Source organism: Enterobacter sp. SORGH_AS_0287 (assembly GCF_031453695.1).
Lineage (GTDB): Bacteria > Pseudomonadota > Gammaproteobacteria > Enterobacterales > Enterobacteriaceae > Enterobacter > Enterobacter ludwigii.
The window spans coordinates 1,043,998-1,064,509 of sequence record NZ_JAVIZW010000001.1 but is presented as its reverse complement, the minus strand read 5'-3'; the positions used below and the strand labels follow the sequence as shown (position 1 = coordinate 1,064,509).

Here is a 20,512-nt window from a genome sequence, read left to right as displayed (position 1 = left end):
GCAAAGCGTGATGTTTTTATGAACTGTTATAGGTAAATTTCGCTTTTCTGCGTCTGATACTCGTTATTTCGCCCCTATACCATAACAGCACACCGTTTGACATTGAGGTTGTGCATGTTTGGTTTAGATGCTTTTCATCTTGCACGGATACAGTTTGCCTTTACCGTATCCTTCCACATTATTTTCCCGGCAATCACCATCGGTCTGGCGAGTTATCTCGCTGTGCTAGAAGGCCTGTGGCTGAAAACCAAAAACCCGGTCTGGCGTTCGCTGTACCATTTCTGGTCGAAGATTTTTGCCGTTAACTTCGGTATGGGCGTGGTCTCCGGGCTGGTCATGGCCTACCAGTTTGGGACCAACTGGAGTGGGTTTTCACAATTTGCCGGCAGTATTACCGGCCCGCTCCTGACCTACGAAGTGCTTACTGCCTTCTTCCTCGAGGCAGGATTCCTCGGCGTTATGCTGTTCGGCTGGAATAAAGTCGGGCCGGGTCTGCATTTCTTTGCAACCTGTATGGTGGCACTGGGGACCATTATCTCAACCTTCTGGATCCTCTCATCAAACAGCTGGATGCAGACGCCACAGGGCTTTGAAATCGTCAACGGACAGGTGGTGCCGGTAGACTGGTTTGCCGTGGTGTTTAACCCCTCCTTCCCGTATCGCCTGCTGCATATGTCGATAGCGGCCTTCCTGAGTAGCGCCCTGTTTGTCGGCGCATCCGCAGCCTGGCATTTGCTGCGCGGAAACAACACCCCCGCCATCCGCGCGATGTTTTCCATGGCGCTGTGGATGACCCTGATTGTCGCTCCCCTTCAGGCGATGGTGGGTGATATGCACGGGTTGAACACCCTGAAGCATCAGCCCGCTAAAATAGCAGCCATTGAAGGCCACTGGGAGAACCCACCGGGTGAACCCACCCCGCTGCTGCTGTTTGGCTGGCCGGATATGGAACAGGAGCGCACCCGCTTTGGGCTGGAGATCCCGGCGCTTGGCAGCCTTATTCTGACGCACAGCCTCGACAAACAGGTTCCGGCACTGAAAGAATTTCCAAAGGAAGACCGGCCAAATTCCACCATCGTCTTCTGGTCATTCCGCATTATGGCGGGCTTAGGCATGCTGATGCTGCTGCTTGGGGTAACGGCGCTCTGGTTACGTTATAAAAAGCGCGTGTACGCTTCGCGTCCCTTCCTATGGTTTGCCCTCCTGATGGGACCCACCGGGCTGATTGCCATCCTGGCCGGATGGGTCACTACCGAAGTGGGCCGCCAGCCGTGGGTCGTCTACGGGCTTCAGCGAACAAAGGATGCGGTTTCTGCGCATGGTGACTTGCATATGAGCGTGAGTCTGCTGGCCTTCTTCGTCGTCTACACCTCCGTATTTGGCGTGGGTTACAGCTATATGGTCCGCCTGATTAAAAAAGGACCTCAGCCTCATGAATCGTTTGCCACCGAGTCCGATGGACGTCCCGCACGCCCGCTTTCTGCCGTTACTACTGAACATAAGGAGCAACCATAATGGGTATCGATCTTTCCATTATCTGGTTTGTTATCATCGTCTTTGCCACGCTGATGTATATCGTGATGGATGGTTTTGATCTGGGGATAGGTATCCTGTTCCCGGCTACGCCTGATGCCGACGATCGCGATGTGATGGTGAACAGCGTTGCGCCGGTCTGGGACGGCAATGAAACCTGGCTGGTGCTCGGCGGTGCAGCGCTGTTTGGCGCGTTTCCGCTGGCCTATGCGGTCATTATTGATGCCCTCACTATTCCGCTGACGTTAATGCTGATCGGACTTATTTTCCGGGGCGTGGCATTTGAGTTTCGTTTTAAAGCCACGCCGGCACACCGCCCTTTCTGGGATAAAGCGTTTATTGGCGGCTCGATCCTGGCGACCTTTACCCAGGGCATGACGGTGGGCGCGGTGATTAACGGCTTTAGCGTCACCGGGCGTGCCTACAGTGGCGGACCGTTCGACTGGCTGACCGTTTTTAACCTGTTCTGCGGCGCAGGTCTGGTGGTGGCCTACGCGCTGTTAGGCTCGACATGGCTGGTGATGAAAAGTGAAAACGCGCTGCAACAGCGAATGCGACGGGTATCCAGAACGCTCCTGATCCTGCTTCTGGTATTCATTGCAGCAATCAGCCTCTGGACCCCACTGGCGCAGCCGGCCATCGCCGCGCGCTGGTTTACCCTGCCGAATCTCTTCTTCCTGCTGCCCGTGCCGGTGCTGGTGGTGATCCTGAGCCTGTGTCAGTGGCGTTGCCTGAATAATCCCGACAGCCATCATCTGCCGTTTATCCTGACGTTAGGGCTGATTTTTCTCGGCTTTAGCGGACTTGGGATCAGCATCTGGCCGCACATTATTCCCCCGTCAATCACGCTCTGGCAGGCGGCGGCTCCGACACAAAGCCAGGGCTTTATGCTGGTGGGCGCGTTGTTGATCATTCCCGTGATTCTGGTCTACACCTTCTGGAGTTACTACGTGTTTCGCGGAAAAGTACAGCATGGAGAGGGTTATCACTGATGCAACAACCTTTCTGGAAAAGAGTCATGTGGCTGGCCATTATCTGGGGCGGCAGCGTACTGGCACTGGCGGCGGTCAGTATGCTCTTTCGCATGTTAATGACGGCCGCAGGGTTTAAGTCGCACTGATCGTATTGCGGGCAACGCCAACGTTGCCCGGTACCCGCCCGCACTTTCAGATAAACCCCATTAACGCACGGCAGAGTATCGTTACACTGAAAAAAGATTCACAGTATCTATCGTCTGAGAAGAAAAATGAAAAAGCTCATTGCGTTAAGTGTTATCAGTCTTGTCCTCACCGGGTGCGTTAATCCTGGTAAAGCCTCCGTTCAGCCGGACCAACTTAAGAGCCACCGTTTTGTGCTGGAGAATGTGGACGGGAAAGCCGTTAAGGCCACGACAACGCAACCAGAGATCAGCTTCAAAGCCCTGTCTGATATCAGTCTGGTTAATAACATTAGCGTTTCCGGCGTGATGTGTAACACGTTTAACGGACAGGGGAAATTGTCCGAAGGTGAGCTCAAGGTCAAAACGCTCGCCATGACGCGCAAGCTCTGTACCGAACCACAGTTAAACGAACTGGATCAGGCCATTGGCGACATGCTGCGCAAAGGGGCGCAGGTCGACCTGACTGAAGACCAGTTAACGCTGGCGACAGCCGATAAAACGCTAATGTTTAAGCGTGCGGAGTAATCAGTAGTTTCCGCAGGATCCTACGGCAAGCGACTGTTCACTGCAGCGTTTGCCGTTTGGCAATGCGCACATCCCGATAGCTGAGCCGTCAAGCTGGCGGGCAACAGACAGCGAGCCGCCAATCATCGCGCAGTTGGCTTGTCCGGAGCTGGACATCGCCGCTTTCATTCCCGGCGTTACGTGTGCCGCCGTTGCCTGCTGAACAGGTTCACTGCTGCATGCCGATAATAATAACGCGGCACACCCGACCCAAAATGCTGAACGCATGCTCTCTCTCCCCCATTAATAATGCGAAACCTATGCATAATAGGCATCACATGCCGTGTCGTCGAGAGCGAAAGTGCGTATTTATGCGCTCCTGAAACAATTTCTCGCAATTTTTTCGCCAAAAGATTGATCTACTCATTGATGTCGAGAATACCGAGGACACAAAAGCGAAAATCGTAAAATCCGACCTTTGCTAAACTAAGGGAATAATATTCAAAACCCGTTGTGTTTTTTTCGGGCTCCTTTTTTTGCGCAATGTAAGGGTGTTGTCCTATGCAAACTATTGACGGTAATGGTGCAGTCGCGTCCGTCGCGTTTCGCACCAGTGAAGTTATCGCCATCTACCCAATTACGCCAAGTTCTACGATGGCCGAACAGGCCGATGCCTGGGCGGGCAACGGACTGAAAAACGTCTGGGGCGACGTCCCAAGAGTCGTGGAAATGCAGTCTGAGGCTGGCGCTATCGCGACCGTCCACGGGGCGCTGCAGACCGGTGCTCTGTCGACGTCATTCACGTCGTCGCAGGGATTATTGTTGATGATCCCGACGCTCTATAAACTGGCAGGACAACTCACCCCGTTTGTGCTTCACGTTGCCGCACGAACCGTTGCGACACACGCCCTCTCCATCTTTGGCGATCACTCAGACGTGATGGCCGTCCGCCAGACCGGTTGCGCCATGCTGTGCGCCAGCAGCGTTCAGGAAGCACAGGACTTCGCGTTAATTTCGCATATGGCGACGCTGAAGAGTCGCGTGCCCTTTATTCATTTCTTTGATGGTTTTCGTACCTCTCACGAAATCAATAAAATCGTTCCGCTGGCTGACGACACCCTCCTCAATCTTCTGCCGCAGGCGGAAATCGACGCACATCGCGCCCGTGCGCTGAACCCGGAACACCCGGTGATCCGCGGGACATCGGCCAACCCGGATACCTATTTCCAGTCCCGGGAAGCAACGAACCCGTGGTACAACGCCGTTTATGATCACGTTGAGCAGGCGATGGATGATTTTGCCGCGGCCACCGGACGGCAATACAAACCGTTTGAATACTACGGTCATCCGCAGGCGGAACGGGTCATTGTGCTCATGGGGTCAGCCATTGGCACCTGTGAAGAGGTAGTGGATGAACTGCTGACCCGTGGTGAAAAAATCGGCGTGCTCAAAGTGCGGCTCTACCGGCCGTTTTCCGCGCGACATTTGCTCTCGGCACTGCCGGAAAGTGCGCGCACCGTGGCGGTGCTCGATCGCACTAAAGAGCCTGGCGCCCACGCAGAACCTCTGTATCTGGACGTCATGTCCGCGCTGGCTGAAGCGTTTAATTGCGGTGAGCGCGAAACACTGCCGCGCGTGATCGGGGGTCGCTATGGGTTGTCCTCCAAAGAGTTTGGCCCGGACTGTGTGCTGGCGGTGTTTAATGAGCTGAGCGAGGCTAAACCAAAACCGCGCTTTACCGTCGGTATTTATGATGACGTGACCAACCTCTCTCTGCCCCTGCCGGAAAACACGCTGCCTTCCACCGCAAAACTTGAGGCGCTGTTTTATGGGCTGGGCAGCGACGGTAGCGTCTCCGCGACCAAGAACAACATTAAGATCATCGGGAACTCCACGTCGTGGTATGCCCAGGGGTATTTTGTCTACGACTCCAAAAAAGCAGGCGGGCTGACCGTTTCCCACCTGCGCGTCAGCGAGCACCCTATCCGCTCGGCATACCTTATCTCGCAGGCTGATTTTGTGGGCTGTCACCAGCTGCAGTTCATCGATAAGTACCAGATGGCAGAGCGCCTGAAACCGGGCGGTATTTTCCTGCTCAATACGCCATACAGCGTGGATGAAGTCTGGTCGCGGCTGCCGCAGGAAGTGCAGGCGGTGCTGAACCAGAAAAAAGCCCGCTTCTACGTCATTAACGCTGCAAAAATTGCCCGCGAGTGTGGCCTTGCCGCGCGAATCAACACCGTGATGCAAATGGCCTTCTTCCACCTGACGCAGATCCTGCCGGGAGACAGCGCGCTAATGGAACTGCAGGGGGCGATTGCCAAAAGCTACAGTAGTAAAGGTCAGGAGCTGGTCGAGCGTAACTGGCAGGCGCTGGCGCTGGCACGCGAGTCTTTATTTGAAGTACCGCTGCAAGCGGTTGATGCGTCCAGCCCGAACCGTCCACCGGTGGTTTCTGACGCGGCACCGGATTTCGTGAAAACCGTGACGGCAGCCATGCTGGCCGGGCTGGGTGATGCCCTTCCCGTCTCCGCGCTGCCACCGGATGGCACCTGGCCGATGGGCACCACGCGCTGGGAAAAACGCAACATCGCCGAAGAAATCCCCATCTGGAAAGAGGAGCTGTGTACCCAGTGCAACCACTGCGTAGCAGCCTGCCCGCACTCGGCCATTCGTGCCAAAGTGGTCTCCCCGGAAGCGATGGAAGACGCCCCGGCCAGCCTGCATTCACTTGATGTGAAATCCCGTGATATGCGCGGACAGAAGTATGTTCTGCAGGTCGCTCCGGAAGACTGCACCGGATGTAATCTGTGCGTTGAGGTCTGTCCGGCGAAAGATCGTCAGGATCCGGACATCAAAGCCATCAATATGATGTCGCGCCTCGAGCATGTCGAAGAAGAGAAGGTAAATTATGACTTCTTCCTGAACCTGCCGGAGATCGACCGCAGCACGCTGGAGCGTATTGATATTCGTACCTCGCAGCTCATTACTCCGCTGTTCGAGTATTCAGGCGCCTGCTCCGGCTGCGGTGAAACGCCGTATATCAAGCTGCTCACGCAACTGTACGGCGACAGAATGTTGATCGCTAACGCCACGGGCTGTTCATCAATCTATGGCGGTAATCTGCCTTCCACGCCGTACACCACCGACGCCCATGGCCGCGGTCCGGCATGGGCGAACTCGTTGTTTGAGGATAACGCCGAGTTTGGTCTGGGCTTCCGTCTGACCGTTGACCAGCACCGCGCACGCGTGATGCGGTTACTGGAACAGTTTGCTGGCCACATCCCGGCGGAGCTGAATGAGGCGTTGCACGCCGATGCAACGCCAGAACGTCGTCGTGAGCAGGTTGCGGAACTGCGCAACGCTCTGCAGGGCGTGGAAGGTGCCGGGCAGCTGTTGGCCGACGCTGACGCGCTGGTGGAAAAATCAATCTGGCTGATTGGCGGTGACGGCTGGGCGTATGACATCGGCTTTGGCGGGCTGGATCACGTGTTAAGCCTTACCGAAAACGTCAACATTCTGGTTCTGGATACGCAGTGCTATTCCAACACCGGTGGCCAGGCGTCAAAAGCTACTCCGCTTGGCGCAGTAACTAAATTTGGTGAACACGGCAAGCGCAAGGCGCGTAAAGATCTCGGCGTCAGCATGATGATGTACGGCCACGTGTATGTCGCGCAAATCTCGCTGGGCGCGCAGCTGAACCAGACGGTGAAAGCCATTCAGGAAGCGGAAGCCTACCCGGGTCCGTCGCTGATCATTGCCTACAGCCCGTGTGAAGAGCATGGCTACGACCTGGCACTCAGCCACGATCAGATGCGCCAGCTGACCGCAACCGGTTTCTGGCCGCTCTACCGGTTCGACCCGCGCCGCGCCGATGAAGGTAAATTGCCTCTGGCGCTGGATTCACGCCCGCCTTCCGATGCGTTGGCCGAAACGTTAATGCAGGAACAGCGCTTCCGTCGCCTCAACGCGCAACAACCAGAGGTGGCCGAGCAGTTGTGGAAAGATGCCGCCGCCGATCTGCAAAAACGGTATGATTTCCTGGCGCAAATGGCCGGAAAAGCGGAAAAACCCACCCGCGACTGACTCTCCCTCTGCCCGGCTTGTCCGGGCATTTTTTTGCCATAAAAAAAGCCCGCTGTATTCACACCGGGCGAGTCCAGATAATTAATGAATATCACGTTAATTCACTAAATGACATTCACATAAATTATGGATGAAAAATCTTAAAGGCATATAACGCCGCTGAGATTATCTGATTTAAGGGGCAATTAATAATTTTTATTTAATATGATTAGCTTTAAATCATTCATAAAGCCAATGACTATTTCCGCCGCATAATCCGGTTAAGAATTAACTTAACTCGTAACAATTATATTTTATTGTTCTTGGTGAGGAGTGATTTAGCATGAGACAGCTTTCTCGTGTGGAAAGTTCAATACGTAATTAAATAAAAACAACTGCAAAGGAATTCCAAAATGCAAAGAAAAGTACTGGCCCTGATGATTCCAGCGCTGTTAATGGCTGGCGCTGCGCATGCTGCAGAAATTTATAATAAAGACGGCAATAAATTAGATCTGTACGGAAAAGTAGATGGTCTGCATTACTTCTCCGACGATGCCTCTAAAGATGGCGATCAAACTTATATGCGTCTGGGCTTCAAGGGTGAAACCCAGATCAACAACATGATGACCGGTTACGCCCAGTGGGAATACAACATCCAGGCCAATAACACTGAAGGGTCTAATAACCAGTCATGGACGCGTCTGGCCTTCGCCGGTGTTAAAGTCGGTGACTATGGCTCCTTCGATTACGGTCGTAACTACGGCGTTCTGTACGACGTGGAAGGCTGGACCGATATGTTGCCTGAATTCGGTGGTGACTCTTACACCAATGCAGACAACTTTATGACTGGCCGTGCCAACGGGGTTGCAACCTACCGTAACACTGACTTCTATGGTCTGGTACAGGGTCTGAACTTTGCCCTGCAGTATCAGGGTAAGAACGAAGATGCCAGCAACAACCAGGAAGGCACCAACAATGGTCGCGACACGCGCCATGAGAACGGTGACGGCTTCGGTATCTCCACCACCTATGACTTTGGCATGGGTATCAGCGCGGGTGCTGCCTATACCTCTTCTGACCGTACCAACGAACAGGTGATGAATACCACTGCCGGTGGCGATAAAGCGGATGCCTGGACTGCAGGCCTGAAATATGACGCCAACAATATTTATCTGGCGGCAATGTATTCTGAAACCCGCAATATGACCCCTTATGGCGATAATACGGATGCCGTGGCCAATAAAACACAAAACATTGAAGTGACCGCGCAATATCAGTTCGACTTCGGCCTGCGCCCGGCAATTTCTTATCTGCAGTCTAAAGGTAAAGACCTGGCCAACGGTCAGGGCGATCAGGATCTGGTTAAATATGCTGACGTAGGCGCAACCTACTACTTTAACAAAAACATGTCCACCTACGTTGATTATAAAATCAACCTGTTGGATGAAGATGACAGTTTCTACAAAAATAACGGCATTAGCACGGATGATGTCGTTGCATTAGGTCTGGTTTACCAGTTCTGATCCCAGGAGCCCGCATCGTGATGCGGGCTCGTTATTTTCGTTGCGACGCCTGACGCCAGCCCTCCTCTTCTCTCCCATCATATTTCCCTCTCTTCGCGCCTCTCGGCTCAGTGAATGTGTGAATCATCTCAAAAGGAAAATTTATGACGGTGTCGTTAAGGGTAAGTTTAAACAAACCCATGTAGACTAGCCTTATAGACTTTGCTTCATTAAGGATAACTGCATTGTTTGGTCGTGTATCAGTTGCCGTACTTACCCTTCTGGCGATTATATGGATGGCGTTAATTTTTGATTTTGGTGGTGTCGTTGGGCATCTCGGCGCACTGTTGAATCATCTGGATGGCAGCTAAGGTTTCCCCCAAACAATACGCCACCAGCAGGGCCGGTGGCGGGAAACGTATCAACGGACTATTTTTTGACCGGCTGAGGCTTTTTATCACCTGACTCAGGCGCCTCACGCGGATCGTCTTTCTCAACATACAGCATATTTCTCTCCTGTTTCGGATACCCACTCCCCACTATAGGCCGCATTGTTAAAATCTGGCCAGGCGGCAGTTACGCTTCTTTTTGACGAAAAGAGAGGTAGCCGAAAACCCCGCTGTCGCCATCCGCGGGATGATTAACGCCGTCCATCACCGCCACTTCGGCAAAATCAAAGGGGGTCACATTTTCAAAACAGGCCACATTCACGCCGTATTCGTTGGGATTTGAACGCCGCTGATGGAAGGTATAAATCCCGCAGACCGAGCAGAAGAAATGGCGGGCTGTTCCTGTGTTAAAACGATATTCCGTGAGCTTATCCGCCCCTTTCGTTACGGTAATGCCCGACAGCGGTGCCGAGACCACCACGGCGCCCCGCATCCGGCAAAAAGAGCAGCTGCAGCGCCGGGCGGTATTTAATCCGTCTGAGAGTTCAACGGTAAACGCCACCGCGCCACAATGGCACTGTGCATGACGAATATCAGCCATCGGTTACACCCCCTTTCTCACGAGCTCGGCAGCCTTAACGAAAACCTCATCTTCAACGCCATCGCCTTTCTGTCTGCCGAGTCTGACCAGTTCACTCACAATACTGTCGCGATGGATGGGTTGCTGTGCTGAAACAAGACCGATAACGGCGGCACCAATTGCCAGTCCCACTAATCCCGTTTGTTCATCTTTGTTCTTCATGTTTGTGCTCCCTTGTACAACACAAAAAGCGTAGCAGGATTGTGGTAAAACGTGGCGTTGTCACGGATGCTATTTATTCTGTGATACAGGGCGTAACCCCTACGCTAACAGGCGATGAGGTCGAGGTATACATGTCAGAATCGCGGCGCGAGGCCGTATTTGGGCGCATTAATGTTCGCGGCCCAGACCTTGATGTCGTTTTGAAGAAGTAAGGTAAAATCCGATTTCAGATGGTTAACCATGCCGTTAACGCTCTGTGCATCTTTCACCGAAAAATGCTCTATCCGGTTCTGCCCGACCTGAACACAATAATACGTGGCCGGAAGCACTTTGCCATTCACGTTAAGTTCTTGTCGGGTCCCGCCACAGCGCCCTTCGGTGATATAGGAGACCAGCAAATTTGCTGATTTCCGCTCAGGCTGGGAGATGCTCAACATGACCGGGAAACCGTCTGAAGTCTGGGTCATATCGTAAAGAACAGCATTTTTTATATACCAGGTATTATATTCCCGCTCCTGAAAAGCTGACCTCGAAGGCGCAGAAACGACCACCAGCATTGCCAGTGTAATAGTTTGAATTTTCATGAGATGTTGTCATCCGTGTCGTTGCACACATTATTCAGATCGTGCAAAAAACAGCAACACCTTAAGAATATTCCTACTACTATTGGCAGTCGTTTTTAGTTATCTACCGTGGTCAGCGCGTTATTGCATTCCGTTTGTACACGCTCAGTACGTTAAAACAGGAAAGAGTTGGTACACCGCCACCATCGCTGAAATACTGACGATGACACTGACAATGAAGTAGGTTTTGAAGGGCTGCTTTTGCGTTTTATGGCGAAACAGTTGCTGACCTATAATCGCCCCGGGCCATCCGCCGATAAGGCCAAATACCAGCAGTGTGGCTTCCGGCACTCTGCGCATGGCCCTTCGCGCCGCCATTTTGTCGGCGCCATACATCGCTAACGTCAGTACGTTGATAAGCAGGAGCCACAGGATAAACGGATGCGAGGTGAATAGACTTCCGATTGCGGCGATCAACAGAAGCAAATAACAAAAGCGATTGAGGGTCATAGCACAAGCCACTGGAATGTTCAGAGTATGTCGAAGCCGCATTATATGCGATATCACAAAGCAAGGTTGCTGCCGTCCACAATTCAAAATCCTGTAAAACGTGCTGGCATTCGGCGCAACAATCCGTACCATACACGGCACACTTTCGCATGCTGGTGGTTAACCGCAGGCGCTGACCCGTCTTTTATTGCCAGTCAGATGGGGCACTAAAATGCGCAGAGGGTGTTTGAAATCTAAGCTTCATAGAGTGAAGAGATGAACAGCAAAGAGAGGGCAATGCGGAAAGAAGCTGCCCCTCTAAACCGTTTGCCCCACTGGTGCCCCATTTGAAATTTGAGTACAGATTAAATGCAACAAAATCAAGATATTAATAAGAAAGAGCAATACAACCTGAACAAACTGCAAAAGCGTCTGCGCCGTAACGTTGGTGAAGCCATTGCAGACTTCAATATGATTGAAGAAGGCGACCGCATTATGGTCTGCCTGTCAGGTGGTAAAGACAGTTACACCATGCTGGAGATCCTGCGTAATCTTCAGCAAAGCGCGCCGGTGAAGTTTTCCCTGGTGGCAGTTAACCTCGATCAAAAGCAGCCTGGTTTCCCGGAACACATTCTGCCGGAATACCTGGAAAAACTGGGCGTTGAGTACAAAATCGTAGAAGAAAATACCTACGGGATTGTGAAAGAGAAGATCCCGGAAGGCAAAACCACCTGCTCGCTCTGCTCTCGTCTTCGCCGCGGCATCCTGTACCGTACCGCGACAGAACTGGGTGCAACCAAAATCGCACTCGGCCATCACCGCGACGATATCCTGCAGACGCTGTTCCTGAATATGTTCTACGGCGGTAAGATGAAAGGCATGCCGCCAAAACTGATGAGCGATGACGGCAAACACATTGTGATCCGCCCGCTTGCCTACTGCCGCGAGAAAGATATCGAGCGGTTCTCTCAGGCCAAAGGGTTCCCGATCATTCCATGTAACCTGTGCGGCTCTCAGCCGAACCTGCAGCGTCAGGTGATTGGTGACATGCTGCGTGACTGGGACAAACGCTACCCGGGCCGTATCGAAACCATGTTCAGCGCGATGCAGAACGTGGTGCCTTCTCACCTCGCGGACGTTGAGCTTTTCGATTTCAAAGGTATCAACCATGAGTCGGAAGTGGTAAATGGCGGCGATCTGGCGTTTGACCGGGAAGAGATCCCCGTGAAACCTGCTGGCTGGCAGCCAGAAGAAGATGACAATCAGTTTGAAGAACTGCGCCTGAATGTCGTGGAAGTGAAATAGTGGAATAATGCAAACGCGTCTCAGACCACCGTCTGAGACGCGTTTAAACCTTATTTCAGCAGACGAACACGACAGGTTTTACCCTTGATTTTCCCGTTCTGCAGCTGTTTCCAGGCCTTATGGGCAACCGACTGGCGAACAGCAACATAAACATGTGCAGGATGTACCGCAATCTTGCCGATATCCGCCCCATCCAGCCCCACGTCTCCGGTCAGCGCACCGAGCACATCACCCGGACGCATCTTGGCTTTTTTACCGCCATCAATACACAGCGTTGCCATTTCTGCTTCCAGCGGAACGAGACTGACATTGCCCGGTGCATTCACCCAGTTAAGCTTAATCTGCAGCATTTCAGACAGAATATTGGCGCGCTGCGCCTCTTCCGGTGCGCAGAAGCTGATGGCCAGACCGCTGTTTCCGGCACGCGCAGTACGGCCGATACGGTGAACGTGTACTTCAGGATCCCATGCCAGCTCGTAGTTCACGACCAGCTCAAGCGATTTAATATCCAGACCGCGCGCCGCCACGTCGGTGGCAACCAGCACGCGGGCGCTGCCGTTGGCGAAACGGACCAGCGTCTGATCGCGATCGCGCTGTTCCAGATCGCCATGCAACGATAACGCGCTCTGCCCTGCGGCGTTCAGGGCGTCACAGACCGCCTGACAATCTTTTTTGGTGTTACAGAACACCACGCAGGAAGCGGGCTGATGCTGACTGAGCACCTTCTGCAGGAGCGCGATTTTTCCATGCTGGGACGTTTCATAAAACTGCTGCTCGATAGCAGGCAGCGCATCAACACTGTCAATTTCGATGGTGAGCGGATTTTTCTGCACGCGGCCACTGATTGCGGCGATCGCTTCAGGCCAGGTCGCCGAAAATAACAGCGTCTGACGGTCTGCAGGCGCGAAACGGATCACTTCATCGATAGCATCGCTGAAGCCCATATCCAGCATCCGGTCTGCCTCATCCATGACCAGCGTGTGTAATGCATCCAGCGAGACCGTACCTTTTTGCAGGTGGTCGAGCAGTCGGCCAGGCGTCGCCACAATGATGTGTGGTGGATGCTGAAGCGAATCACGCTGTGCGCCAAACGGTTGTCCGCCACAGAGGGTTAAAATCTTGGTGTTAGGCAGGAATCGCGCCAGACGACGCAGCTCGCCCGCGACCTGGTCCGCCAGTTCGCGGGTTGGGCACAGCACCAGAGACTGCGTCTGAAACAGCGCAGCATCAATATGCTGTAGCAGACCCAGACCGAAAGCCGCCGTTTTTCCGCTCCCTGTTTTAGCCTGAACGCGTACATCACGCCCCTCAAGAATGGCGGGCAATGCGGCCGCCTGAACAGGCGTCATGGTGAGGTATCCCAACTCGTTGAGGTTATCGAGTTGGGCGGCGGGCAGTACATTCAGGGTTGAAAAAGCGGTCACAATAGTCTCTCGTGGTCATCTTTGCGGTCAGATGGCGCGTATCCTCGCAGATCTCGGGGTTCGATGCGACAATTTAATCGGTTCTTCATCGGGCGGCGGGTCAGGCATGGGTTGCGGACGCGGAACAGGATCGGGCATCGGTGTCGGATCGGTGGGGATCGGATCGGACTGACGTGAATACTGCAGTTGCAGAGCGAGTAAGATGCTCATCATTCCCTCCAGGTTTTACTGACGTCCCTTTTAGGGTAGACGCTGGGGAGCAGGAGGCAAAAAAAAGCCGACTAATTAAGTCGGCGTCGTAAGAATCAATTGTGCTATGCAGTAATTCAAAAAAGGAAGTAAGACAATATGGAGCGCAACGCCCATCGCTTGACGTTGCATTCACCTGCGGGAGTAATATTGCACCTTACGGGGTCATTGTTTATTGACTTCGCTCAATTAAAAGAGCGTTTTGATCTCCGTAAAAGCTGAAAAAAGCGTAAATTTACAGCCATTTACTACGATGCAACCACCATGCAACACCACCGATCAAAACAACTAACATGACGCAAAATGCGGTAAAGCCATAATGGGCCGCGCCGCCGGGAATTCCGCCCAGGTTCACGCCAAACAATCCCGTCAGGAATGTGCTCGGCAGAAAGACCATTGCCATCAGCGACATCGTATAGGTTCTTCTTGCCAGCGACTCCTGCATCACCTGCGCGATTTCATCCGCCATGACGCCCGTGCGGGCAATACAGGAATCGATTTCATCAAGTCCTCGGCCCAGCCTGTCGGCAATATCCTGCATTCGGCGTCGCTGATCGTCATTCATCCAGTTGAGCCTTTCGCTGGACAGACGCGCGTATACGTCCCGCTGTGGCGTCATATAACGGCGCATGACAATTAACTGCTTACGCAGGAGCGCCAGAAAACCGCGCGGCGGGATCTGCTGATCGAGCAGGTTATCTTCGAGGTCGATGATTTTATCGTGCAGCTCTTCGATAAACTCACTCGCATGGTCAGTCAGCGCGTCGCAGACGTCCACCAGCCAGCTTCCGCAATCGGTCGGCCCGGTGCCCTCTTTCAGATCGTTCACAATATCATCCAGCGCCAGAACTTTACGCTGACGGGTGGAGACAATCAGACCATCGTCCATATAAACACGCATCGCGACCAGCTGGTCAGGACGTTCATCGGTGCTGCCGTTAATGCAACGCAAAGTGATGAGCGTGCCGTCCCCCATTCTGCTCACGCGTGGCCGCAGGCTTTCACCCGCCAGCGCATCACGCACGTTGTTCGGCAGGAGCGGCGTCGTGGCCAGCCAGTCGGCACTGTCCGGATGGGTATAGTTAAGGTGTAGCCAGCAGGGATGCTCATTATCAATAACATCGTTGTCTTCCAGCGGTCGGGCACCGCCACGACCATCCAGCACCCAGGCAAAAACTGCATCAGGAACGTTTAGTTCTGATCCTTTTATACTCTCCACCGCGCCTCCCCCTTTTCAGCTCTTTCGTTGTCAGTCTAGCTTTCATCAGGGGTTAAGCAACAACTATGTTTCGCATCGCGCTGAATTCGCTCAGGAAATAACCGTATTCCGCCAGGCGCCTTTTCAGACCGCACGGGAGGGTAATTCAGTGGCGAGAAGTCCGGATAAAAGAGCCCGGTTGACCAGGCTCTTTTCGTGCATCAGAGGGAGTGACCGGGACGCGAGTGGAATGACAGCGGGCCAGCATGAGAAGGCGTGGATTCAGCCTGATCCCCCTTTTCGAGCCGGAAGTTACGCGTCCGCGCCTGCAGTTCACTTACCTGATTACGCAGTACATCAGAGGATCCGTTGAGTTCTTCTGCCATCGTAACGTTACTTTGCGTGACCCGTTCCAGCTCAGATAAGGCCAGCGTAATCTGGGAAATGCCTTTCTCCTGCTCTGACGTCGAGGTGAAAATGTCATCCATCAACTGGCTGACATTGCCGGAGCCGGTCACAATTTCTTGCATATTCTTTTCAGCCTCGGACACAACGGTCACGCCCTGAGTGACGTTATTGCTGGTCACTTCAATCAGCGTTTTGATGTTTTTGGCGGCATCCGCACTGCGGTGGGCCAGGTTTCGCACCTCTTCTGCCACCACCGAAAACCCTTTTCCGTGGTCACCGGCTCTGGCCGCCTCAACGGCCGCGTTTAGCGCCAGGATATTCGTCTGGAAGGCAATGCCGTCGATCATTGAGATAATCTCCGTCATTTGCTGTGCACATTCGGTAATGGATTGCATATTGGTGGACACCTGCCCCATCAACTCGCCACCTTTGCGCGCCTGCAGTGTCGCCCTGTTTGCCTGCTCGCTGGCCAGTCGGGTGTTATCGGCATTATTTCGGGTACTTGCTGCCATCTGCTCCATGCTGGCAGCCGTTTGCACCAGCGATGCAGACTGCTGCTCTGTTTTCACCGACAGCTGCGCGCTACGCGCGGAGAGTTGATCGGACAAGGTCATGGCGGTTTGCGACGAGGCCCTGATCTCGCGTACCAGAGTCGCGATGTTGCTGGAGAGGCTGTTAATCCCGGGGATTAAACGCCCTGCACAGTTATTGCCAAATTCAGGGATAGTCACGCCAAGATTGCCTGCAGTCACTTCTTCAATACTTTTTTTCACAGTATTGATCGGCGTCACAAGATACTTTGTCATGTAGCCCCAGAGCAAAAATAGCGCAACGAAATTAATGATATTGAGTGAAATAAAGAGAGAGGATTTGCTGGAAAATAGAACAATGACACCTGCATCAACCAGGAAAAGACATAAAAGGAACCCGGCAATGAAGGTTCTGACACTAATATTTCTTAGCATGATTATATCCACGATTTTATATTTAGGTCGGCATTAAGATTTATAGCATTCGTGTTGTTGTTTGTCCTGATGAACAACGCTGGTTTCACCTTTCGCCGTTAGCCACCTGAGATTTAACTTAAGTCAGATAAAAACAGGGTATTAGTGAAAATGTTATATGCAGCATCCTGTGATACTGGTTTCCTGCCACTTTAAGCGATACCATCGCCTGCGATGAGACAATATGGCCGCGCTCATATTTAAGGAGCTTTGCTGCAATTATTCGCCTTTGTTTAGCAATGCTTAATAGGTGCCGGGAAGAATATATTTTATATGCACCGCCAGCCTTAACGTTTTAATATGACCGGTCGTTTTGCACGATACCTAACTCATATTATTTGAATGCGCATGTACGTTGCCAGTTAAAGACGTGCCCGGCAGGCGAAATCGGTAACCCTCTTTGGCGTGGGATTGCATAATGCTCAATATATCGTGGGACCCTGTGTTAATAGCCCTCTCGTATCTGGTGGCCTTTATCGCCTCATTTGTGGCCCTGGACAGCGCCGGAAAAATCCCGCTTTCCAGCCGTAAAACGGCGATGTTCTGGCGTATCGCCGGAGGCGTCACGCTTGGGATCGGGATCTGGTCAATGCACTTCATCGGCATGCTGTCGATGCAAATGCCGATGATAATGAGCTATAACCTCTGGTTAACCCTCGCCTCACTGGGCGTGGCGATGGTTGCATCCACGGTCGCCATCAATATTGCCGTAACGGGTAAAACCCTTTCCCCTTTTCGATTGATCGTTGCCACGGTGCTCCTGAGTGCTGGCGTGGTCTGTATGCACTTTATCGGTATGGCCGCACTGATGCTGGACAGCCATATTCTCTGGGAACGACGCATTGTTGCCGTGTCCGTGTTGATTGCCGTTATGGCCTCCGGCGCGGCGCTGTGGCTGGCATTCCGCCTGCGGGATATGCGCAAAGGGGTGTTTATCAATCGTATTCTCGCGGCCTGCGTGCTGGGTGTCGCCATCTGCGCGATGCACTACACCGGCATGCATGCCGCCCATTTTCAGGAAATGACGCATACCCTGCCCGGCGGTATCAGCGAGTTGGGGTTATCGGTCTGGGTTTCTGTCACCACACTGTGCCTGCTCGGCGGTATGTTAATGATTTCGCTCATCGACTCGCACCGGCGGACGAACCGACTGACCGACAACCTACGCCAGCTTAATCGTCAGCTTGAACTGCAGGCGCGGTTTGATGCGCTCACCGGTCTCGCTAATCGCCACCAGATGGACATTCGGATGCAGGATTGCCTGCGCAGCGCATTGCTCAGCAAGAAGCCATTCGCCGTGATTTTCCTCAACGTCGATCATTTCAAACGCATCAATGATACCTGGGGCCACAACACCGGGGATGAGTTGTTAATCTCTCTCGCGCAGCGCATTACCGCCCGCCTTACCCGCGAGATGACCCTCGCCAGGCTTGGCGGCGACGCCTTTATCCTGCTGGTTCCCGAGTGTGACGACGATAAAGTCAACGCGCTGCTCACGACATTGCTGGAGGATATGCGCCGCCCGTTTTCACTTTGTGGGCACACGCTGAGCACAACAATCAGCGCGGGGGTCAGCCTGTACCCGCAGGATGGCGAGACGCTGCATGAGCTGAAGCTAAAAGCCGATGCGGCCCTGAATCGCGTCAAAGAGGATGGACGAAACGGCTGGGCCGTCTACCGGAACGAGATGTCAACGGCTATTCCGGCTAACCCCGGCTTCCTGCAGGAGTTAACTCAGGCGCTGGAACGCGATCAGTTTGAACTGTGGTATCAGCCGACCTGGCATGCAAAAGACACCACTATTCATGGTTTTGAAGCCCTTCTGCGCTGGCGGCACCCTGAGCAAGGGGTGTTGCTGCCTAATCTGTTTTTACCGTCGCTGGAACAAACGGGGCTGATCATCCCGGTGGGGAACTGGGCAATTGAAGCGGCATGCCGTCAGCTTCATTTCTGGACAGAACAAGGTTTCAGCCAGTGGACATTGTCCTTTAACCTCTCCCCCGTCCAGTTCGAACAGCCGGATATCTTCCACATCATTTCGTCGATGTTGCATAAATATAATCTGTCGCCCTCCCGGCTTATCCTTGAGGTGACGGAAAGTACTGCACTGAAAAATCTCGACCGCAGTATTGAATTACTCAATGCGTTCAATCAAGCCGGGATTACCGTCTCGATTGATGATTTTGGCACCGGCTATTCCAACCTGTTGATGTTGAGCGTTCTGCCCGCTAAAGAGCTAAAAATCGACAAGAGCTTTGTGCACTCGATGCTGGTAAATGAAAAAAGCCGCAAGCTGGTGGAAACCATTATCAATATCGCCCGGACCATGGAAATGAATGTGGTTGCGGAAGGGATCGAGACGGAAGAACAACAGGTGGTACTGACGGACCTCGGCTGTGATTACCTGCAGGGGTTCCTTTTCTCCCGTCCTTTACCTGCCGAACAGGTTCCCTGGCTGTTGCTGCAAAAAAACTCAGACAAACAAATTATACCCATTGGTAAAATTCACGCGGAACCCGCATATATTTCACAAAAAAATCATGCCTGACCGGGTTAAGTAGAGTATGTTTCAAAGGAGTCCACTCCCGTTAATTCTGTCATGATCCTCAGGCACATGGTGCCGATGTACAGGAATACGCTATGTCGCAAAATTGTTTTGATGCGCTGAATTTAATTAAAACCCCCGTGTGGCTCATTTCACCTGCTTCAGAACAGATCATTTTTGCAAATGTGGCCGCCGCTCAGATCATGGGCGATAAAACCCTGGATGACCTACGCAAAGGTACCTATTCCGCCAATGCGCATCACGTGCTGTCGATGTATGTGCCTGAACTGAAGAGTGAGCAGGAGATCGTCGAAATCTGGACCATCTCCCGCGATGGACATGAAACCGCGCTGAGCTGCCGTCTCTCGCTTGCCCATTTCGTGCCCCAGGGGAATGTTATTGTTTTTGAAGGGCTGACGCAGCAGGTTCTCTCCGGGCTTAAGGCCAGCCGCTCCGCGACCTACCAGCGCAAAAAACAGGGATTTTACGCACGCTTTTTCCTGACCAACAGCGCGCCAATGCTGCTTATCGATCCGTCCCGGGATGGCCAGATTGTGGATGCCAATCTGGCGGCGCTGACTTTTTACGGTTATGCGCATGATGAAATGTGCAGAAAACATACCTGGGAAATCAATACTCTGGGGCGGGATGTGATCCCCGTGATGACGGAGATTGCCGCGTTGCCGGGCGGCCATAAGCCCCTCAACTTTATCCACCGTCTGGCCGATGGCTCCACCCGCCATGTTCAGACCTATGCCGGGCCGATTGAAATTTACGGTGACAAATTGATGTTGTGCATTATCCACGATATCACCGAGCAAAAAAGGCTGGAGCAGGAGCTGGAACACGCGGCACTGCGTGATTCCATGACGGGCCTGCTCAACCGGCGTCAGTTCTATATCATCACCGACCAGGCCAATACCCATCATCTTCCCGCGCAGCAGCAATTTAGCCTGTTGCTGGTGGATACCGATCACTTCAAAAATATCAACGACCTCTTCGGCCACCTGAAAGGTGATGAGGTACTGATCTCGCTCTCGCGCACGCTGGAAGCCTGTAGCCGCAAAGAGGACCTGGTCTTCCGCTGGGGCGGTGAGGAGTTCGTCATCCTGCTGCCGCGCACCCCGCTCGACACCGCCCTGCAAATCGCCGAAACTGTGCGCGATGCGGTCGCCCGCATCACGATCCCGGGTTTACCTCGCTTCACCGTCAGCATTGGCGTGGCGCGACATAATCCGGGCGAGAGTATGGATGAGCTGTTTAAACGTGTGGACGATGCGCTTTATCGCGCCAAAAGTGATGGGCGCAATAAAGTCCTGGCGGCATGAAACTGGTGTATCTTCGTAAGCCCCGTTACAATGCCCCTCTCGAAT

The 20,512-nt window shown here is 53.1% G+C and carries 19 protein-coding genes and 1 pseudogene; 11 read left to right on the top strand and 9 right to left on the bottom strand.

The window, feature by feature from the left end:
- Positions 1-114: 114 nt before the first annotated feature.
- The 4 genes from QE396_RS05080 to hslJ all read left to right on the top strand — a co-directional run bounded on the left by QE396_RS05080 (position 115) and on the right by hslJ (position 3,217).
- Positions 115-1,515, top strand: coding sequence for a cytochrome ubiquinol oxidase subunit I (locus QE396_RS05080; RefSeq protein ID WP_032680924.1), 1,401 nt, complete (start codon positions 115-117; stop codon positions 1,513-1,515).
- Positions 1,515-2,525 carry a cytochrome d ubiquinol oxidase subunit II gene (gene cydB / locus QE396_RS05075; protein WP_309950195.1) on the top strand — a complete coding sequence of 337 codons (1,011 nt, stop codon included), beginning with the start codon at positions 1,515-1,517 and terminating at the stop codon, positions 2,523-2,525. Before QE396_RS05080 ends, cydB begins: the two co-directional genes overlap by 1 nt.
- Positions 2,525-2,653, top strand: coding sequence for a DUF2474 domain-containing protein (locus tag QE396_RS05070; protein ID WP_014170274.1), 129 nt, complete (start codon positions 2,525-2,527; stop codon positions 2,651-2,653). Before cydB ends, QE396_RS05070 begins: the two co-directional genes overlap by 1 nt.
- A gap of 126 nt (positions 2,654-2,779) precedes the next feature.
- Complete coding sequence (gene hslJ / locus QE396_RS05065; RefSeq protein ID WP_014170275.1) at positions 2,780-3,217, top strand: heat shock protein HslJ; 438 nt, start codon at positions 2,780-2,782, stop codon at positions 3,215-3,217.
- Here hslJ and QE396_RS05060 read toward each other — a convergent pair whose 3' ends face one another.
- Positions 3,218-3,484, bottom strand: a complete 267-nt coding sequence (locus QE396_RS05060) for a DUF333 domain-containing protein (protein WP_014170276.1) — start codon at positions 3,482-3,484, stop codon at positions 3,218-3,220.
- Between the two features lie 273 nt (positions 3,485-3,757).
- On the opposite strand from QE396_RS05060, the gene nifJ reads away from it, so the two are divergent.
- The 3 genes from nifJ (at position 3,758) to QE396_RS05045 (ending at position 9,134) form a co-directional block, all read left to right on the top strand.
- Complete coding sequence (gene nifJ / locus QE396_RS05055; protein ID WP_020884011.1) at positions 3,758-7,282, top strand: pyruvate:ferredoxin (flavodoxin) oxidoreductase; 3,525 nt, start codon at positions 3,758-3,760, stop codon at positions 7,280-7,282.
- 392 nt (positions 7,283-7,674) lie between these two features.
- Entirely contained in the window at positions 7,675-8,784 is a 1,110-nt protein-coding gene (gene ompC / locus QE396_RS05050; protein WP_020884010.1) for a porin OmpC, read from the top strand.
- A 224-nt stretch (positions 8,785-9,008) separates the two neighbouring features.
- A complete protein-coding gene (locus tag QE396_RS05045; protein WP_255320659.1) occupies positions 9,009-9,134 on the top strand; it encodes a hypothetical protein in 126 nt (41 codons plus the stop codon).
- 58 nt (positions 9,135-9,192) lie between these two features.
- On the opposite strand, the gene QE396_RS05040 is transcribed toward QE396_RS05045, so the two are convergent.
- The 5 genes from QE396_RS05040 to QE396_RS05020 all read right to left on the bottom strand — a co-directional run bounded on the left by QE396_RS05040 (position 9,193) and on the right by QE396_RS05020 (position 11,027).
- A complete protein-coding gene (locus QE396_RS05040) occupies positions 9,193-9,270 on the bottom strand; it encodes a hypothetical protein (RefSeq protein WP_223263916.1) in 78 nt (25 codons plus the stop codon).
- Positions 9,271-9,339: 69 nt separating this feature from the next.
- Positions 9,340-9,753: a GFA family protein gene (locus QE396_RS05035; RefSeq protein ID WP_020884007.1), complete on the bottom strand. Its 414-nt coding sequence runs from the start codon at positions 9,751-9,753 to the stop codon at positions 9,340-9,342.
- Between the two features lie 3 nt (positions 9,754-9,756).
- Positions 9,757-9,954 (bottom strand): hypothetical protein, encoded by a 198-nt coding sequence (locus QE396_RS05030; RefSeq protein WP_014170281.1) that lies wholly within the window; start codon positions 9,952-9,954, stop codon positions 9,757-9,759.
- A 134-nt stretch (positions 9,955-10,088) separates the two neighbouring features.
- Positions 10,089-10,538: a hypothetical protein gene (locus tag QE396_RS05025; protein WP_020884006.1), complete on the bottom strand. Its 450-nt coding sequence runs from the start codon at positions 10,536-10,538 to the stop codon at positions 10,089-10,091.
- 144 nt (positions 10,539-10,682) lie between these two features.
- Positions 10,683-11,027: a DUF1294 domain-containing protein gene (locus tag QE396_RS05020; protein ID WP_020884005.1), complete on the bottom strand. Its 345-nt coding sequence runs from the start codon at positions 11,025-11,027 to the stop codon at positions 10,683-10,685.
- A 90-nt stretch (positions 11,028-11,117) separates the two neighbouring features.
- On the opposite strand from QE396_RS05020, the pseudogene QE396_RS05015 reads away from it, so the two are divergent.
- Positions 11,118-11,234 (top strand): annotated as a pseudogene (locus tag QE396_RS05015) (site-specific integrase); the annotation flags it as partial.
- A gap of 141 nt (positions 11,235-11,375) precedes the next feature.
- On the top strand, positions 11,376-12,311 hold the full coding sequence (ttcA, locus tag QE396_RS05010) for a tRNA 2-thiocytidine(32) synthetase TtcA (protein ID WP_032678259.1): 936 nt from the start codon (positions 11,376-11,378) through the stop codon (positions 12,309-12,311).
- A gap of 50 nt (positions 12,312-12,361) precedes the next feature.
- On the opposite strand, the gene dbpA is transcribed toward ttcA, so the two are convergent.
- The 3 genes from dbpA to QE396_RS04995 all read right to left on the bottom strand — a co-directional run bounded on the left by dbpA (position 12,362) and on the right by QE396_RS04995 (position 16,555).
- On the bottom strand, positions 12,362-13,735 hold the full coding sequence (gene dbpA / locus QE396_RS05005; RefSeq protein WP_014170312.1) for an ATP-dependent RNA helicase DbpA: 1,374 nt from the start codon (positions 13,733-13,735) through the stop codon (positions 12,362-12,364).
- Positions 13,736-14,219: 484 nt separating this feature from the next.
- A complete protein-coding gene (gene zntB, locus QE396_RS05000; protein ID WP_014170313.1) occupies positions 14,220-15,203 on the bottom strand; it encodes a zinc transporter ZntB in 984 nt (327 codons plus the stop codon).
- Between the two features lie 200 nt (positions 15,204-15,403).
- Entirely contained in the window at positions 15,404-16,555 is a 1,152-nt protein-coding gene (locus tag QE396_RS04995; RefSeq protein ID WP_065240341.1) for a methyl-accepting chemotaxis protein, read from the bottom strand.
- A 457-nt stretch (positions 16,556-17,012) separates the two neighbouring features.
- Between QE396_RS04995 and QE396_RS04990 the strand changes: the two genes are divergently transcribed.
- A complete protein-coding gene (locus QE396_RS04990; protein ID WP_047366405.1) occupies positions 17,013-19,142 on the top strand; it encodes a bifunctional diguanylate cyclase/phosphodiesterase in 2,130 nt (709 codons plus the stop codon).
- 92 nt (positions 19,143-19,234) lie between these two features.
- Complete coding sequence (locus tag QE396_RS04985) at positions 19,235-20,467, top strand: sensor domain-containing diguanylate cyclase (protein ID WP_014170316.1); 1,233 nt, start codon at positions 19,235-19,237, stop codon at positions 20,465-20,467.
- Positions 20,468-20,512 lie beyond the last annotated feature (45 nt).

Coding starts and splice junctions, on each gene's coding strand:
- QE396_RS05025 (WP_020884006.1), bottom strand. CDS start 10,538: ATGAAAATTCAAACTATTACACTGGCAATGCTGGTGGTCGTTTCTGCG.
- QE396_RS05060 (WP_014170276.1), bottom strand. CDS start 3,484: ATGCGTTCAGCATTTTGGGTCGGGTGTGCCGCGTTATTATTATCGGCA.
- QE396_RS05080 (WP_032680924.1), top strand. CDS start 115: ATGTTTGGTTTAGATGCTTTTCATCTTGCACGGATACAGTTTGCCTTT.
- QE396_RS05030 (WP_014170281.1), bottom strand. CDS start 9,954: ATGAAGAACAAAGATGAACAAACGGGATTAGTGGGACTGGCAATTGGT.
- nifJ (WP_020884011.1), top strand. CDS start 3,758: ATGCAAACTATTGACGGTAATGGTGCAGTCGCGTCCGTCGCGTTTCGC.
- ompC (WP_020884010.1), top strand. CDS start 7,675: ATGCAAAGAAAAGTACTGGCCCTGATGATTCCAGCGCTGTTAATGGCT.
- QE396_RS05035 (WP_020884007.1), bottom strand. CDS start 9,753: ATGGCTGATATTCGTCATGCACAGTGCCATTGTGGCGCGGTGGCGTTT.
- hslJ (WP_014170275.1), top strand. CDS start 2,780: ATGAAAAAGCTCATTGCGTTAAGTGTTATCAGTCTTGTCCTCACCGGG.
- QE396_RS05020 (WP_020884005.1), bottom strand. CDS start 11,027: ATGACCCTCAATCGCTTTTGTTATTTGCTTCTGTTGATCGCCGCAATC.
- QE396_RS04995 (WP_065240341.1), bottom strand. CDS start 16,555: ATGCTAAGAAATATTAGTGTCAGAACCTTCATTGCCGGGTTCCTTTTA.
- QE396_RS05070 (WP_014170274.1), top strand. CDS start 2,525: ATGCAACAACCTTTCTGGAAAAGAGTCATGTGGCTGGCCATTATCTGG.
- QE396_RS04985 (WP_014170316.1), top strand. CDS start 19,235: ATGTCGCAAAATTGTTTTGATGCGCTGAATTTAATTAAAACCCCCGTG.
- QE396_RS04990 (WP_047366405.1), top strand. CDS start 17,013: ATGCTCAATATATCGTGGGACCCTGTGTTAATAGCCCTCTCGTATCTG.
- QE396_RS05040 (WP_223263916.1), bottom strand. CDS start 9,270: ATGCTGTATGTTGAGAAAGACGATCCGCGTGAGGCGCCTGAGTCAGGT.
- cydB (WP_309950195.1), top strand. CDS start 1,515: ATGGGTATCGATCTTTCCATTATCTGGTTTGTTATCATCGTCTTTGCC.
- ttcA (WP_032678259.1), top strand. CDS start 11,376: ATGCAACAAAATCAAGATATTAATAAGAAAGAGCAATACAACCTGAAC.